The 17,010-nt window shown below is 68.0% G+C and carries 6 protein-coding genes and 2 pseudogenes; 2 read left to right on the forward strand and 6 right to left on the reverse strand.

Features of this window, described 5'->3' with window-relative positions; genetic code table 11:
- Window positions 1–180: 180 nt before the first annotated feature.
- Window positions 181–4,419 carry an FG-GAP-like repeat-containing protein gene (locus tag OG711_RS01500; RefSeq protein ID WP_143201278.1) on the reverse strand — a complete coding sequence of 1,413 codons (4,239 nt, stop codon included), beginning with the start codon at window positions 4,417–4,419 and terminating at the stop codon, window positions 181–183.
- 682 nt (window positions 4,420–5,101) lie between these two features.
- On the opposite strand from OG711_RS01500, the gene OG711_RS01505 reads away from it, so the two are divergent.
- Together OG711_RS01505 and OG711_RS01510 are read left to right on the forward strand one after the other, a co-directional pair.
- A complete protein-coding gene (locus tag OG711_RS01505; RefSeq protein ID WP_329563556.1) occupies window positions 5,102–11,641 on the forward strand; it encodes a polymorphic toxin-type HINT domain-containing protein in 6,540 nt (2,179 codons plus the stop codon).
- A gap of 4 nt (window positions 11,642–11,645) precedes the next feature.
- Window positions 11,646–12,107 (forward strand): hypothetical protein, encoded by a 462-nt coding sequence (locus OG711_RS01510; RefSeq protein WP_329558115.1) that lies wholly within the window; start codon window positions 11,646–11,648, stop codon window positions 12,105–12,107.
- A 130-nt stretch (window positions 12,108–12,237) separates the two neighbouring features.
- Here OG711_RS01510 and OG711_RS01515 read toward each other — a convergent pair.
- From OG711_RS01515 to OG711_RS01535, 5 genes and pseudogenes are all read right to left on the reverse strand, one after another.
- Window positions 12,238–13,507: pseudogene (locus OG711_RS01515) on the reverse strand (tyrosine-type recombinase/integrase).
- Window positions 13,504–13,689: a helix-turn-helix domain-containing protein gene (locus tag OG711_RS01520; protein WP_329558116.1), complete on the reverse strand. Its 186-nt coding sequence runs from the start codon at window positions 13,687–13,689 to the stop codon at window positions 13,504–13,506. The pseudogene OG711_RS01515 and the gene OG711_RS01520 overlap by 4 nt, the downstream one beginning before the upstream one ends.
- Window positions 13,682–15,027 (reverse strand): annotated as a pseudogene (locus tag OG711_RS01525) (replication initiator). The gene OG711_RS01520 and the pseudogene OG711_RS01525 overlap by 8 nt, the downstream one beginning before the upstream one ends.
- A 137-nt stretch (window positions 15,028–15,164) precedes the next feature.
- Window positions 15,165–16,496, reverse strand: a complete 1,332-nt coding sequence (locus OG711_RS01530) for an FtsK/SpoIIIE domain-containing protein (protein ID WP_329558117.1) — start codon at window positions 16,494–16,496, stop codon at window positions 15,165–15,167.
- On the reverse strand, window positions 16,493–16,819 hold the full coding sequence (locus tag OG711_RS01535) for an SCO3933 family regulatory protein (RefSeq protein ID WP_329563559.1): 327 nt from the start codon (window positions 16,817–16,819) through the stop codon (window positions 16,493–16,495). Before OG711_RS01535 ends, OG711_RS01530 begins: the two co-directional genes overlap by 4 nt.
- Between the last annotated feature and the right edge of the window lie 191 nt (window positions 16,820–17,010).

Below are 17,010 nucleotides of genomic sequence, written 5' to 3' on the forward strand. Positions count from 1 at the left end.
CGCAGTGGGCCAGACGTAGGCGCCCGGTCTCGGTCAGGGGTGCATTACGGTGGGGCATGAGGGCCTTCTGTCGCTCGGTGTGGACGTCGCAGTCCACACCGAACCGGAAGGCCCTCACCCGTTCAAGATCCCTCAGCCGAGACCTCCATCACCCGTCCACAACCTCCCGAGGCAATACACCTATGGGTACCGCTCCAGGAACGCGGAGCGGCTGAAGGTCCAGTTGCCGGTGGGCGCGGACCAGCCGTTCGCGGCCCCGTTCAGCTTGCCGTCGGCCTTCGCGGTCCAGGTGTACATACGGACGCTGCCGTCGCTGTAGCCGTACATGCCACCGATGTCGTCGCGTCCATCACCGTTGTAGTCGCCGATGACGAGTTTGAGGTGGGGTCGGTACCAGGTGCCGGCCGGGCTGGTCCAGGCTTCGTGGTAGCCGGTGAAGGTGCCGTTGGGGGTGGCGGAGAACACGTTGACGGCGTCATGCCCGTCGGCGTAGTCGTACCAGGTGGCGATGTCGTCACGTCCGTCGCCGTTGAAGTCGCCCGCGTGCAGGGTGGTACGGCTCCAGTCGCCCCAGGTCGTGGAGGTCCACGAGGCGGTGCGGGCGAAGGATCCGGTGGGGGTGGCAGCGAAGGTCCAGAGCTTCTCGCTGCCGTCGGGATAGTCGTACATCGCGGCGAGGTCGTCGCGTCCGTCGCCGTTGAAGTCGCCGGTGACGACCTTGGAGCGGGAGTGCTCCCAGCCGGAGCTCGCGCTCCACGCGTTCACCGGATGGTTGAAGCCGCCCTTCACGGTGGCACTGAAGACGAAGGCGGTGTCACGGCCGTCGTGGTAGTCGTACCAGACGGCTATGTCGTCGCGTCCGTCGCCATTGAAGTCACCGCTGTAGGGCGTCATCCGCTGGAAGGTCCAGTGGCCGGGTTTGACGTCCCAGGACCGGAAGGGGCGGTTGAAGGTGCCGTCGGGTTTGCCGGTCCAGGTCCACAGGGAGACCCGGCCGTCGACGTACCCGTAGAGGGCGGCCGCGTCACCGATGCCGTCACCGTTGAAGTCACCGGTCACGCGCTTCATGTTGTCCGCGTCGAAGTCGCCCGCGGGGGCGGTCCACGCCGAGCGCCAGCTCGTGAACGTCCCGTCGGACAGGGAGTCGAAGGTGAGCAGCGCGTCCTTGCCGTCGGCGTAGTCGTACCAGGCCGCCACATCGCTGCGGCCGTCGCGGTTGTGGTCGTGGCGGGGTGCGCCGCCGGAGGTCCACAGGGAGTGGCCCTTGGCGTTGTGGACGACGAGGTTGCCCCGGTCCTGGAGCAGTGCGTAGCCCTCGCCGGTCGCGGTGGCCGGTCCGCTGGACCAGAGGAGCACGCCGACGGCGGAGTTGACGGTGATGTGGCCGTCGCCGCGGACGAGGGCCGTGGCGCCGTTGTTGCCCGCCGTGCCGCTGGACCAGAGCTTCTGGTTGGAGGTGGAGGTCAGGACGAGGTCGCCGTCCGCCCTCATGGTGAGGGTCGCGGACGGCGAGCTGACGGACTGGCCCGGGGTGAGCGTGGTGCCCGCCGCGATGCGGCGGCCACCGTTGACACCGTCGATGAGGTAGGCGGAGCCGATGCCGGTGTAGTCGTCGCCCGTCCTGATGCCTCGGTGGCCGTTCAGGGTGTTGTCGGCCTTGCGGACCCAGATGTCGGGGATGCCGTCGCCGTCGTTGCTGCCGTCCGGGGTGTCGTCGCCGTCGAGGTCACCGGAGGTCCCGATGGAGGGATGGGTGCTCGCGGGGAACATCCCGGTGGCGATCCTCACCCGTGTCCCGGCGGCCCCCCAGGTCGCCGTGTCGAGGGCGCCGTGGGGGCCCTTCTTCCCGTACGCGCGGTAGACATCGCCGCTGGCGTTGTGGCGCAGCAGCAGATCGGGCACGTCGTCCTTGTTGAGGTCACCGGGCAGGACCGGTGTGAACTGGTCCCAGTCCGTCTCCCCCACCAGTACGGGTGCGCGTCCGGTGTCGAGGTGGACGGTGCGGTTGCCGTAGTAGAGCCAGAGCCGCTTGCCCTGTTTCACCAGGATGTCGGGCTTGCCGTCAGCGTTGAGGTCGGCGGTGGCGATCTGCTCGGCGGTGCGCCAGTGTTCGAGCGCCGCCGACCGGGCCCGGAGCCGTAGATAGTCCTCGCGGTCGATAGTCCCTCGGCCGGAGCTCTTGTAGACCTTCAGCTGGTTCGTGTTGTCGTTCGCGTTGTGTTCGAGGGAGATGAGGTCGTTGTGGCCGTCCTCGCTGATCCAGTCTCCGTGGAAGGCGACCTGTCGGCCGGGGAAGGTGCCGCCGCCGTGGGTGGCGGAGGAGAACTCCCGGTTGCCCTCACCCGCGTAGGTGAGCAGGGTTCCGTTGGCGTCCGTGCTCCAGATGTCCTTGTAGCCGTCGCCGTTGAGGTCACCGGGTTTGTCCCGCTCCCGGGAGCGGTTCGCGTAGTACAGGTAGGTCGCCGTGTCGGAGCGGTTGCCCGCCCGGTCCACACTGTAGGCGTGGATCATGTGCGGGCCGTACGACGGAGGGGTCACGAAGGCCGACGGAGCGCCGACCGGAGTCTCCTGGACCTCGGAGTCACCACTGGTCCACCAGTGGTAGGAGGCCACATCGGTCACCCCGCCGCTGGAGAAGACGAACTCCGTCTGCGCACGCGCCGGGCCGGTCGGGTTCGGCCAGCCGTTGTCCCCGTTGGGGTACGCGTTGCCCCTGGAGGTAATGCCCGGCGGGCTGGCGGGCCGGGTACGGTCCATGGAGAAGGCACAGGTCGCGCTCCAGGCCGAGGTGGCGCCGTCCCCGTCCTTCGCCCGGACCTTCCAGCTGTAGGTGCCGGTGGGAACACTGGTGGCGGGCAGGACGAGTGTGGCGTGGCGGCCCTTGGCCACCGAGAGTTCACGGCTGAGGACGACCGGCCGCTCGGGGAGATCGGTGCGCACGACCTGGAACTGCGCGGTCAGCATGCCGGCCTCCGGATCATCGATCTTCGCGTAGACGCTGACCTGAGCGTTGCCGATCACACCTCCGTTCGCGCAGCTGGTCCTCGGGTTGGTGCCCAGACCGGTGGGGGTCTTCGGCGGGTTGTTGTAGTCGATCTCCAGCCTGGCGGTCTTGGGGTCGAACCGCTTCCAGCCGAAGGTGTCGCTCTCGTCGGCGGCGTACAGGCCGAGGGTCACACTGGGGTCGTCGGCGGCCGCGGCCGTCCGGACGGCGCTGGTGGCGTTGAACTCCAGATTTCCGGCCGGGCATCCGTCGCCCCAGCCCTTGGCATCGGTCACCGTGTCCAGTGGTGTGCCGCCGAGCTGTCCCGGCTGATGGTTCCAGGTGGTCCTCTTCGAGATGTCCTCGACGCGCCACACCTGGACCGCTCGCTTCTGGCAGGACCACGACCACGTGTTGCGGATCCGGAAGGTCGCGGACTTGATCTGCGCGCCGCGCACCCCGCTGGTGTCGAGCTGGAAGAAGGACCGTGAGATCCGGTCCTGGCCGCCGGTCTGGGACTCGTAGCCGACCCGGACGTCGCCCTTCGCGTCCCAGTAGGAGGTCGTCGGGAATGCCTGGTAGACACGGGCCCAGTGCTGCCACTCGCCGAAGGCCCAGCTGGGGTCGATGTACACCGGGTAGGTGGTGCTCGCGCCGGTCAGCAGTCGCTGGTCGGGGGTGATGGTGAGGGTGTCCCCGGCCACCGCCGTCGGCATCTCGGCGTTCTTCGCGCCCGCCCCGGGTTCGAAGGTGTCCTGGGGTGTGGACGTGGCCGTGAGGGTGCGTGCGGCGGGCGCGGTCGGAGGCGGTGTGGAGTCCCACATCAGGGGGGTGGGACTGGTGAACACGGTCTGCCCGGCGGGGTCCGTCGCCTCCAGCGCGCCGGTGTTCGGGTCCTCGGTGACCGTCACCCCGACGGTGGCCATGGTGAACCGCAGCTGGGCGAGATCGGGATGGGCTGCGGCCTGGGCGTTCTTCACCACCAGCAGCTGGGAGAACCCTTCGACGTCGGCCTTCAGCTGGAGGTCGACGCCGGGGAGGACCTCGGCATAGGTGGCGACATTGCCCGCGAGCGTGGGGGCGGGCAGGGGCTTGGTCCAGGTCAGTGAGAGGGTCCGTCCATCCTTCACCCCCGTCAGCATCGGCCCCGTACCGCCGCCGGAGAACGTCACGTCCACCCGGGACGCCTTCGGCACCACTGAGCCGTCCGCAGCGAAGACCAGTGTCGCGTCGGCCGCCACCCAGGCGCCGTTCCGCCACAGCCGTACCGGCGCCCCGTGCCGCACCACCGAGAACGAGCCATCGGGGCGCACCCAGGTGTCGCTCGTCTCCGTACGGGCGGACAGCAGCTCGACCGGCTGCCCCAGGGCGATGGCGTCCTGGAGGGCCTTGTCCTCCTCGCTCACCGAGCCGTCGTCGGTCGAGCGTGCCGGCACGGAGGACGCGGCACCCGCCTGTCGCTCGGCCGCAGGTGCCGCCACTGCGGGCATCGCTCCGGAGGCCAGCAGAGCCCCGACGACCAGACCGTACAACCAGGGCGGTCTGCGGCGGAACCTCCGCCGCCGGTTCCGCGAAGATATGAACATCATTGACTCCCTATGCCTTCGAAACAATTGACTCGGACTATCTGCTCACATTCATGCACTTGCCACCGATCAATGGTGAGCGGTGAATCCCTCAATGCCGAAAGGGGTGCGCAAGGTGACACTGTCAAGCGATGTGACGCGTGCGCGCCGGCCCTCGCAGGAGGAGTACAACACCGCGCCCGCTGCTCTGACTTTGCATGATGGCACGTCCGTGTCAAGACCATCCTTCGGTAACGGCCGCTTCTGTGCACGCATCGTGCGGCGCTTTTGACATTCCGTGCAATACGCGTCCGATCCTGTTCCGCGCCATGAATCCGGCTGATACGTTCGGCGTGATTTTCGTGACTGCCACATAAGGGGTGGGTCGTTGAGACGATTCGGAATACGTGGATGGGTCGGGACGATATCCATCGCCCTGACGGTCACTCTCCTCCCGGGCATCCAAGTGACCGCCACACCATTGGCCGTCGCCGCGCCCCGGGGCCCGGACCTGCCGAAGCTGAAACAGCCTCCGACCGTCCCGGTGACGGAGATGAGATCCGGCGGCACTCCGCGCCCCGCCGACGCGGCGGCACGCACATGGCGGGCACCGAAGGTCACCTGGCCCGAGCCCGGCAGCACCACCGTCGCCGTGGCAGCCACGGCCGGCGCGGCGGCGCGGCGGGCCGGGGCCCTGCCGGTCAGCGTCAGCCGTGTCCACGACGCGAGGAAGCCCTCGGTCACGGCCCCCGGCAAGGTCAAGGTCACCGTCACCGACCGGCGCACGGCCCGGGCGGCGGGCGTCGACGGGATCCTTCTCGCGGTGAGCCGCCCGGGTGCGAGAACAACGGCCGATGTGGGCGTCCGGGTCGACTACACCGGATTCCGTGGGGCGTACGGAGGTGACTGGGCGGCCCGGCTGCGGCTCGTACGGCTGCCCGCGTGTGCGCTGACGACGCCCAAGCGCCCGGCCTGCCGCACGGGCGTACCCCTGACGACCACCCATGACGCCGAATCACGAACGCTCGGCACCACCGTGACCATTCCCCGGGCGACGGTGAAGGAACGCTCCGCCTCCGGAACGGGAAGTACGGCCGTGCTGGCGCTCTCGGCGGGGGACTCCGGTCCGACGGGCACCTACCGAGCCACCCCTCTCCAGACCTCCGGGTCCTGGGAGGTCGGGGGCCCGGCCGGCGGCTTCGCCTGGCAGCACCCCATCGTCGCACCGGCGGTGCCGGGAGGGCTCCAGCCGGACATCTCCCTGGGATACAGCTCCCAGGCGGTGGACGGCAGGACCGGGGCCACGAACAGCCAGCCGAGCTGGATCGGTGACGGCTGGGGATACGAGCCCGGATTCATCGAGCGGCGGTACACACCGTGCGAGGACGACAGAACCGGGGGGACCAACACCACCAAGGTGGGCGACCTGTGCTGGTTCAACGACAACGCCACCCTCTCCCTCGGAGGCAAGAACACGGAGCTGGTGTACGACGCCGAGAAGGGCTGGCGTCCCGTCACGGACTCGGGCGAGCGGATCGAGAAACTGACGACTGGCACGGTCAACGGTGACAACGACAACGAGCACTGGAAAATCACCACGACCGACGGGATGCGGTACTACTTCGGCCGCAACCGGCTGCCGGGCTGGAGCGACAACGGGGATCAGCCCGACGACCCGGTGACCAACTCCACCTGGACCGTCCCCGTCTTCGGCAACCACTCCGGCGAGCCATGCCACGGCGCCTCCTTCGCGAACGCCTGGTGCCAACAGGCATGGCGCTGGCAACTCGACCGCGTCGTCGACCCGCGCGGCAACGCCATGGCCTACTACTGGGACAAGGAGACCAACAATTACGGCCGCAACGTCTCCCTGACCACCGGCAAGGCCACCGTCACCCCGTACACCCGAGGCGGCCACCTCGACCGCATCGAGTACGGACTGCGCGCGAACTCCGTCCACGCGAAGAAGGCGATGGGCCGGGTCGACTTCACCGTCGGCGAGCGATGCCTCACCAACTGCGCGACGTTCGACGAGCCCAACGCGAAGAACTGGCCCGATGTCCCCTACGACCAGTACTGCGGAGAAGGCTCCACCGAGTGCAAGAGTCAGTACTCCCCCTCCTTCTGGTCCCGTAAGCGGCTGACCGGCATCACCACCCGGATCCTGACCGGCGGCGTCTACAAGAGCGTCGACTCCTGGGCCCTGGAACAGAACTTCCCCCCGTCCGGCGACGGCATCTCCACCCCGATGTGGCTCTCCTCGATCACCAGGACCGGCACGGCGGGCGGCACCGTGACCCTGCCTCCCGTCCGCTTCACCGGTGTGCAGAAGCCCAACCGGGTCGACCGGCGCGGTGACGGACTCGCCCCCTACATCCGCCTGCGCATGTCCCAGATCATCAACGAGTCCGGAGGGTCGATCGCGGTCGACTATCTCGACCCGAGCTGTACCCCGACCAGTCCGCCTCCCCCCGACGGAACCAACACCACGCTCTGCTACCCGGTCAAATGGGCCTACGAGGGTGACACCGCGAAGCTCGACTGGTTCACCACGTACCCGGCCCGGCGCGTGGTCGAGGGCGACAACCTCGCCACCACACCCGACACCGTCACCGAGTACACCTATGTCGGCGGCGCCGCCTGGGCGAAGAGCGACGACGAGTTCACCAAGGCGGAGGACCGTACCCACTCCGTCCCACGCGGCCACTACCTCGTCCAGACCCGCACGGGCGCCGGAACCGACCCACGCACCCTGTCGGAGACACGCTACTTCCGCGGTATCAACGGAGCCGAGGTGAAGAACGGTGCCGGTGTCGCGGTCACCGACCGGGAGCAGTTCGCCGGAGCGCCCCGGGAACAGGCCACCTACAACGGTGACGGCGGCGCCCTCATCTCCGCCACCTCCTACACACCCTGGCGCTCCGCCGTCAACGCCACCCGCGCCCGGACCGGACTGCCCGCCCTCGAAGCCCGCTACACCGGCACCGAGGCCGAGGAGACCCGTACCACCGTCACCGGCGGCATCCGCACCACGAAGACCACCCACGCCCATGACTCCCACGGCATGGTCACCGAGGTCTCCGACCACGGCGACACCGCCAAGACCGGCGACGAGAAGTGCACCACTACCTCCTACGCCCGCAACACCGACCCGGACGTCTGGATCCTCACCGCCGTCTCCCGGGTGGAGACCGTCGCTGTCACCTGCGACAAGCCCGTGACCCGGCCGGCCGATGTCATCGACGATGTCCGCACCCACTACGACGGCGGTGCCTTCGGGACCGCCCCCACCAAGGCGCTCGTGACCCGGTCCGAGCGGATCAAGGGTGACGGCAGCGGCTACGACCCGCTCATGACCGTCCCCGCCACCTGCGGCACCGGCGGTGCGCAGCTCTGCTACGACGCCTACGGCCGGACATTGAAGGCGGCCGACCCCTACGGCAAGGTGACCTCCACCACCCACTCGCCCGCGGCGGACGAACCTCCCACCTCGACCGCGGTCACCAATCCGCTCAACCACCGTACGAGCACGATCACGGACCCGCTGCGGGGACAGCCGACACAGGTCACCGACGCCAACGGGAAGGTCACCACCACCGGCTACGACGCGTTGGGCCGGGTCACCAGAGTCTGGACCCCGACCCGCTCCGCCGCGACGTTCCCCAACGCCCCCAGCCACACCTTCGACTACCTCGTTCGCAACGACGCCCCGACCGTCGTGACGAGCAAGAGCCTCGACCACAACTCCGTCCACCAGACCACCTACGCCTTCTACGACGGTCTTCTGCGACCCCGTCAGACCCAGGTGAGATCCCCCGACCGCGCGGGCCGCCTGGTAACGGAGACGTCGTACAACACCCGTGGCGAGACCTGGCACGACTCCGGTGTCTACTTCGCCACCGGGGCGCCGGAGCCGACCCTGGTGACCGGGCAGGAGAGCCGTTACCCGGCATCCGCCGAGACGGTGTTCGACGGTGCGGGCCGTCCCACCGCGGTGATCTCCAAGAAGTTCGGTGACGAGACCAAGCGCGTCACCACCGCCTACACCGGCGACACCACCACGGTGACCCCGCCTGCGGGCGGCACCACCACGACCACCGTGGTCGACGCCCTCGGCCGGACCACGCAGGTGAAACAACACCTCAGCGGCCCCAGTACCACGCAGTCCACCACCTACGGCTACAACCGGCACGGACGTCTCCACACCGTCACCGATCCGTCCGGCGCGCGGTGGACGTACACCCACAACACGCGTGGCCTCGTGACCGGCTCCGATGATCCGGACCGGGGCACCACCACCACCTCCTACGATCACGGTGACCGGCCCGTCACCACCACCGACGCGCGCGGGGTGAGCCTCACCACCACCTACGACGAACTGGGACGCCGTACCGCCCTGAAGAAGGGCGCCACCACGCTCTCCGAGTGGACCTACGACACCGCGGCCAAGGGCCGGCCCGCCAAGGCGGTGCGGCACGTCGACGGCAAGACCTACACGAACGAGATCACCACCTACGGCGACCTGTACCAGCCCGCCACCACCAAGGTCAGCATTCCGGCGGCCCACGGCCTGCCCGCCGCGACGTACGAGTGGACGAACCACTTCTCCCCCAACACCGGTCAGCCCGAGGGGACCGACCATCCGGCGCTCGGCGGTCTGCCGGCTGAATCCGTCACCACCGCCTACAACACCAGCGGTCTCGTCGACAGCGTCTACGCGGGCGGCGACCCGCTCATCTCCGCCGCCACGTACGACCACTACGGACGCACCGCGCGTCTGGAACACGGCGCGTTCGGCCGGCACCTCTTCACCACACGGCAGTTCGACGACCACACCGGTCTCGTCGTCCGGGCCGTCACGGACCGTGAGACGGCACCGCAACGGGTCGAGGACACCCGGTACACCTACGACCCCGCGGGCAACGTCACCCGGATCGCCACCGCCTACGGCCAGGACGCCCAGCGCACCACTGACACCCAGTGTTTCAGCCTCGACACCCTGCGGCGCGTCACCGAAGCCTGGACCAACACCGGCGAAACCTGCGCGGCATCACCCTCGGCGGGTGTGATCGGGGGCGAGGACCCCTACTGGACCAGCTACACCTACGACCCGGTGGGCAACCGCAGGACGGAGGTCCAGCACCAGACCACCGGCGGCCCGGCCGCGGACATCACCCGTACCTACACCGCCCCCGACACGGGCAGGCACAACCTCCCCAAGGTCACCCAGACAGGCCCCGGCGCCCACGAGGAGACCTACACCTACGACGCGACGGGCAACACCCTCACCCGCAAACTCGGCACCGCCGATGTCCAGAACCTCGTCTGGGACGACCAAGGACACCTCAAATCCGTCACCCAGGGCGCCAAGTCCTCGGAGTACCTCTACGGGGCCGATGGCGAACGGCTGATCCGCGAGGACTCCACCGGCACCACGCTCTACCTCCCGGGCGGCAACGAACTCCACGTCGACAAGGTCGGCCTCACCACCGGAACCCGCCACTACACCGCCGGCGGCCAGAGCATCGCCGTGCGGACCGGCACCAACCTCACTTTCACCCTCACCGACCACCACAACACCACGACCACCCAGGTCACCACTGACACCACCCAGGCGATCACCCGCCGCAAGACCACCCTCTTCGGAGCCCCCCGCGGCCTCCAGCCCACCACCTGGACCGGCGACAAGGGCTTTGTCGGCGGCACCCGCGACACGGACACCGGGCTCACCCACCTGGGTGCGCGGGAGTACGACCCTGCCGTCGGACGCTTCATCAGCGTCGACCCGATCATGGATCTCGCCGACTCGCAGCAGATTCACGGCTACACCTACGCCAACAACAACCCGGTCACCTACTCCGATCCGACGGGACTGCTCTTTGGTCCTGGCTTCTTCAAAGCAGTCAAAAAGGTGTACCAGTGGGCCCAAAAGGCCGTGAAAAGGTATGCCCGAGGCAGGGGAATCGGCACACCCAGCACACAGATACATTCTGGCGGCGAGGAGCAGCGAGTCATTCACGGCATTGCCGTCCCCTCGCTGGAGGAGCTCAAGCGCCTTCCGTTCGCGGTGGGCGACAAGAGCCACGAAGAGCTCCTCACCCGGTGGGCGGAATGGAAATGCTCCAGCGAATCTGAAAGCACAGAGAAGTTCTGCGCAGCGGGACAAACCGAATTCAACATGTACAAGAAGGGGCTTTTCGATAGGTTCGTCGAGTCCGTCGTCGTGCCGGACATCGACGCCTGGAAAAACTGCCCGAACTCGATCGCGAGCTGCATGGAAGCCGCCTTGGATCTGCCGATCTTCAAGCCGGCGAAGGGCGTGAAGAGCCTCAAGGCCCTGCTCAGGGATTGCAACAGCTTCACCCCCGGTACGCGTGTGCTGATGGCGGACGGCGCAACGAAGCCGATCGAGGATGTCCGGGTGGGCGACAAGGTCCTGGCGGCGAACCCGAAGACGGGGAAGGTGGCGGCCCGCACCGTCACCACCGAACTCTTCGGAAACAGTGTGCGGGACCTTGTCCGGATCACCATAGATCCGGACGGAAAGAAGGGCGGCCCCTCCGCTTCATTGGAAGCAACGGACGAACATCCCTTCTGGGTGCCCCAACTGGACGAGTGGGTCAACGCCACCGACCTCCGGCCCGGGCAGTGGCTCCGGACCAGCAGCGGAACGCGGGTCGAGATCACGGCGGTCAAGCGGTGGACCGAGCGGACGTCCACGCACAACCTGACCGTGGACGATCTCCACACGTACTATGTGCTGGCGGGGGCTACTCCGGTCCTGGTGCACAATTCCGGTCCGAATTGTGGAGTTCCAGCTGGCGGCAGGAATGGAGACCGTCTCGGCGGCGAGGATTTCCATAGAAGTGACTACAGTCTCGACGAGATGGTTGAGTTCGTGAACGGGCACACGGGTGGGGGGAACCCGGCAATGGGGCGTCCGTCCGCCACGGAAGTTGAGACGACGCTTCGACAGGCTGGGCCACGCCAGTTGGACGGGCAGAACTCATCAAGGTTTGACCACAATGGTGTCCGCGTAATTATCAACTGGGATATGCCGTGGAAGTCCACGTCGTATTACCCTGGCAGGTGAATGGATGAATGCAAGCGAACGAGGCGAATGGCTCGGATGCTTCCTGACGGATATGGACATCCGTCGGCTGGAGAGCGTCTCAGTTCCAGTCGCCCCGGAGCGGACCCTAGGGCTGGTTGAGCTGCTGGAGAGCTGGCGCAATCACGTTCTCAGGATTGAGGCGGAGATTGGGCTACCCGATTCCGACAGGACGGTGTGGGGCGTCTATGACTTGATTGCCGCCCTCGCACTCAGGAGCTTCGTCTCTCTCGGCATGAAAAAGACCGACTCGGATTTCCTTGGGGGATTCAGGCGGGCGCTCGATGATGCCGACTCCAGATTTACTCAGTTCACTGAAATTGATGAATCTGGAATTGTTCGTCGTCTCGATGGCGGTGAGCGATCGAATGGTGAATGGTGGTGGGATCGAGTTCCCCGGATTGGCCCGATCCGTCGAGAGGTCGAGCGAATCAAATCGTCATCGTGACCCGATTGCGGCTGTTGAAATAGAGAGAATTCGATGGCAGCCCTAGAATTTCATCAGTAAGTCTGAAGCCCCACCGGATTACTTTCCGGTGGGGCTTCAGGGGTGTTTGACGGCAACGCTGACGGCAACGTCAGCGGACGAGGGCTGCGGCGGGTGGGTCGTTGGGGTCGTCGTCGGTAAGGCCGAGTGCGTCGCCCAGGGTGTCGATGGCCTGGCGTTGGAGGCGGAGGCGTACGTGGGCGTAGACGCCGGCGGTGACGCCGATGTGGGCGTGGCCGAGGAGTTCCTTGATCACGACGAGGTCCACGCCTTGTTCCAGGAGCAGGGTGGCGGTCGAGTGCCGGAGGTCATGAAAGCGGATGCGGCGGAGCCCGGCCCGGCCGAGGAAGCTGCGGAAGCGGCGTGTGAGGTTGGCTGGGTCGAGAGGCCGTCCGGTTTGGTGTAGTGAAGACGAGGCCGCTGTCTCTCCAGGCTGGTCCTGCAATTTCGCGTTCCTCGTCCTGCCGTCCCTTGTGCTCCTTGAGGGAGTGGAGGCATTCGGCGGGGAGGGCGATGCGGCGCTCGGACGCCTGGGTCTTGGTGGGCAGGTGGGTGAGGCCGCCGGTGCGGGTGCGCTGGAGTGAGCGCCGGATGCTGGCCGTTCCGGTGGTGAGGTCGAGGTCTTCCCAGTGGAGGCCGAGGAGTTCGCCCTTGCGGAGTCCGGTGCGTAGCGCGAGTTCGTACAGCGCGTGGAGCCGATCGGTGCGGGCTGCGTCGAGGAACTGGCGGGCCTCCGCTGCGGTGAGGGGCCGGAATCGCCGGGGACGGGGCGCGGTGGTCTTGACGTTCCGGGCGACGTTGCGGGGCAGCTCGTCTTCGCGGACCGCGTGTTCCAGCGCCGACTTGAGCACCGAGTGCACGTAGGTCACGGTCAAAGCGGACAACTGCTTCTGGCAGCACTGGCCGATGGCGCAGCACCTCTCCCGTTCGGTGTCCAGTCCCTGGGCGCAGCATTGGCAGGTGATGCGGAGCCGGTCGAGGAAGGTGCGTACGTCCTTGGCCGTGAGGCGCGCGACCTTCTTGGTGCCGAGGCCGGGGTTGAGGTGGAGGCGGACGCAGGTGGCGTAGCGGGTGTGGGTGTTCTCGCGGAGCCGGTGGACGGCGACGCCGTTCAGCCAGTAGGTGAGGTAGTCGCCGAGGGTGCTGTCGGCGGTGGCGACGGGGAGGCCGCGGTTGCTGTCGGCGATCTTCTCGGTGAGTTTGTCGGCGGCTTCTTTCCGGGTGGTGCCGTAGACGCGGACGCGTTTGCGGGTGCCGTTGGCGGCGAGGACGTAGCCGGCGGCTTCCCAGCGGCCGTCCTTGCGCTGGTAGATGGTGCCTTCGCCGTTGGCGCGGGCCTTCTTGCGCTTGGGGGCGGTCATCGGGCGGTCTCTTCCAGGTGGCGCTGGACGTAGTCAGCGAGGGCGTGAGCGGGGATGCGGCGGGCGCGGCCGATGGTCAGGGAGGCCAGGCGGCGGGTGCGCAGGAGGTCGTAGAGGGCGGAGCGGCCGATCTTGAGGCGGGCCATCGCCTCGGGGACGGTGAGGAGTTCGTCGTCACGCACCGGCTGTCACCGCCTGTTCGCGCGTCGGGCCGCCGCCGATGAGGGTGGCGAGGCGTTCGAGGTCGGGGGTGAGGCCGGTGCCGTCGTAGGCCCAGTGGGCGAGGACGAGGGTGGTCGGGTGGGCCGGAGGGGTGTGGCGGCGGTGCCAGGCTGCTCGGGCGGCCCGGAGGGCGCAGAGGGTGGTGGAGTAGGCGCGGGTCTTGGTGGAGAAGTGGCCGCGGAAGCCGAGCATGTGGGCCCACTTGCGCAGGTTCAGGTGCTTGAGGTCGTCGCGGGCGCCGAGGGCCCAGGCGGTGCGGATCATCCGGGCGGCGTGCTCGGGCACGGACTCGAACCAGAGGTCGGTGATCCTCTTCAGCCGGTGGTCGAGGGTGCCGGTCGCGGCTTCGGTGCCCTTGGTGGCGTACTTGGCGACGTATCCGGCGACCTTGCCCTCGGTGATCGTGGCCCCGTCCTGGAAGGCGGTGGACCGGATGATCCTGGTGTCGATCTGCTTGCCGAAGGCGAAGGAGAGGGGTGGCCGTTGACCATGGGCCCGTCGATGCGGGCGTGGGTGGCTGCGATCTGGATGGCGTCGGCCAGGAGTTCGGGGGTGGCCCAGGAGGGCGGCGGGGTGTGGCTGCCTGCGGGGCCGTCGAGGCGGATCACGGCGTGGAAGTGGATAAGTCCGCGCTGCTGGTACTCGGCGACCTTGGCGTACGAGACCCGGACGACCTTGGAGAGCAGTCGCTGCGGGAGTCCGGCCGCTGCGGCGATGGTGCGGCGCAGGTGGAGCATGAAGCGGGCCCACAGGGTGGGGGCGTGGGCGTTCCACAGCACCGCACCGGTGTAGTCGTACTGCTCGGGGTCGAGCGGGGTGCCGAGGAGCGGGTCGCCATTGGTGTGGGTGTGCCCGCAGCGGCAGCGCGCGGAACCGCCCACGCGTCGCCCGTGGACGGGGCCGTATGAGGGTGCGGTGAGGGTGGCGAAGACGCGGGGGTGGGTGGCGACCTGGTCGGGGATGTTCTTGCCGCCGCGCAGGCCGGCGGCGATGAGGTGGTAGGTGTCCTGGCGGTAGAGCTCGGCGCAGGAGGGGCAGCGGCTGGTGCGGCGGTTGCCGCATCGGACCAGGAGATGTCCGGCGGGCAGTTCCTTGGACTTCAGTTCGCGCAGGATCTCGCCGGTGAAGGCGTCGATCTCGGTGCGCTGGCCTTCGAGCCGGATCGGCTGGGCGCAGCCACCAAGGGAGGACAGCTGGCGTATCAGGCCGAGCAGGTTCCGGTATCCGGTGAACGTGGGCAGCGCGGGTGCGGCCGGTTCGGGGTGGGGGATTGTGGTGGTGCGATCGTGCGGTGGCATGCTGGCAGGACCTCTCTGCGCTGCGGCACACGCGTGTGCCGTGGATGGATGGGGAGGGAGGCCCCGGCAGGGGCGAGGGTTTGGCGACTACACGCCCTTGCCGGGGATCACTGCGAAGCAGGACCAGGAGGCGGCGGTCACGCGGCCTTGTTCAGGTCGATGTGGTCGGGCAGGTCGCGGACCTTGAGCCCTTCGGCGCACATGAGGTCGTTGATCTGCCAGCAGGCTTCGGTGGGCAGGTAGACCGAGCGCAGCCGGACGGGGGTTCGCATGTCGCCGACGGAGGCGATGGAGACGCCCTGGGGCATGGTGCGGTCGGCGGCGGTGATGTCCAGTTCCCGGCCGTCGGGGAAGAGGTGCAGGGAGTCCTCGACGGTGTCGACGCGGTGGCAGATCCGGGCGGACAGGTTGGTGCGCACGGCGGTGGTGAGCACGTCGGCGGAGGGCTTCTGGGTGAGGAGCCACAGCCGTATGCCGAACTTGGCGCCCTGGCTGGCGATGGCTAGCAGTTCGGCCTCGAAGCGTTCGCGGGCCTTGCGGTCCGGGTGGCGGGTGTAGTTCGCCACCTCGTCGATCACCACGAGCAGCAGCGGCAGTTCGGGGCTGAAGTCGGTGATGCGGTCGGTACGGCCGGACCAGAACAGCCGCTCGCGGCGCTGCATCTCCTCGCGCACCCAGCGCAGGATCTCGGTCGGCTCGTCGGGGTGGATGGCGTCGGAGACCTTGTAGGCGGTACGCCACCAGGGCGCGACCGCACCGAGGTTGGGGTCGATCACGATCAGCCGCACATCTCGCATGAGCGAGGCGTAGGCGAGGAGGGTGTTGACGGTGATCGATTTGCCGGAGCGGGTGAGGCCGACGACGAGGGCGTGGGCGGAGTAGGCGAGGTTGAGCACGATGGGGGTGCCGTCCTCGTCCCAGCCGAGCAGCACGTCATCGGTGGAGACGAACTGACCCGGTCGGCAGACGGGGGAGCCGTCGGGGCCGAGGAGTGGTGAGCGGATCACCGTCTCCAGCGGCTCACGGCGAAAGCCGCGCGCGACGATCAATCCGGGCTTGGGCTGGCTGATCCGGATGCGGCGCATGCCCCAGGCGTCGCACAGGCCCTCGTTGGCGTCCTGCCAGGCGCTGAGCCCGACCTGTGGCAGGGCATCGGCGATGGCGGTGACGCCGAAGGCGTCGGCGCGGGTGCGCAGGTGCGGAACCAGCACACGCGGCTTGGTCGGTTGTTCCTGGGGGCCGTACTGCTGGAGCACGGTCGGGGTGGCGTCCTTGACTGCCAGGCCGAGCATCGGGGCGAGCCGCTTCCAGCCCCACCGCATCCGCCGCGCCTGCCTCAGACTGGCCCGGGTCTCGGCATCGGCCCGGTACCAACGGGCGAAGCAGTACCCGGCCCAGCCCAGCAGCCCAAGCGCGACCAGCACGGCGACGACGAGAAGCGCGAGCCCAAGGCGATTGCCGGTCGTCATGCGCCCGCCTTGGCGGTGACGGCGTCGGCGCGCAGGGAGATGCCGTGCCGGTCCTTGCCGTTGATCTCGTTCTCCCAGGCCGACGCGACAAGTCCGGTGAAGACGACCGGCATGCCGACCTTCAGGCCCTTGCCGAGACCCGGCTCGGGGACTTTCACGGTGATCACTTCGGCGCGGCTGTTGAAGGCGAACATCACGTCCACCAGGTGCAGGTGGGCGCCGGTGGCCCGGTCGATCGCGGGCTGCTGGCCTTCGCGGTCCTTGAAGTGCGGCCGGGACTCGGAGGCCAGGATTATCAGGGCCTGTGACTGGTCGATGGGCATGGTCTTCACGGCAAACCTCCAGGTAGAGGGGTGCGAGTCACCCGTGTGGGTGATCGCGTGCCGCAACCATACATTCATTCCATCCGAAGTCCATCCCTATTGAGTTCCATCCGTTCTTGCCATGGTCCATCCATCCGGCGGCTACCCTGGCCCCGTGAGGCCGCTGAGCTGGTGAAACACGACAGGCAGCG

Source organism: Streptomyces uncialis, assembly GCF_036250755.1.
In the GTDB taxonomy this organism is placed as follows: Bacteria; Actinomycetota; Actinomycetes; order Streptomycetales; family Streptomycetaceae; genus Streptomyces; species Streptomyces uncialis.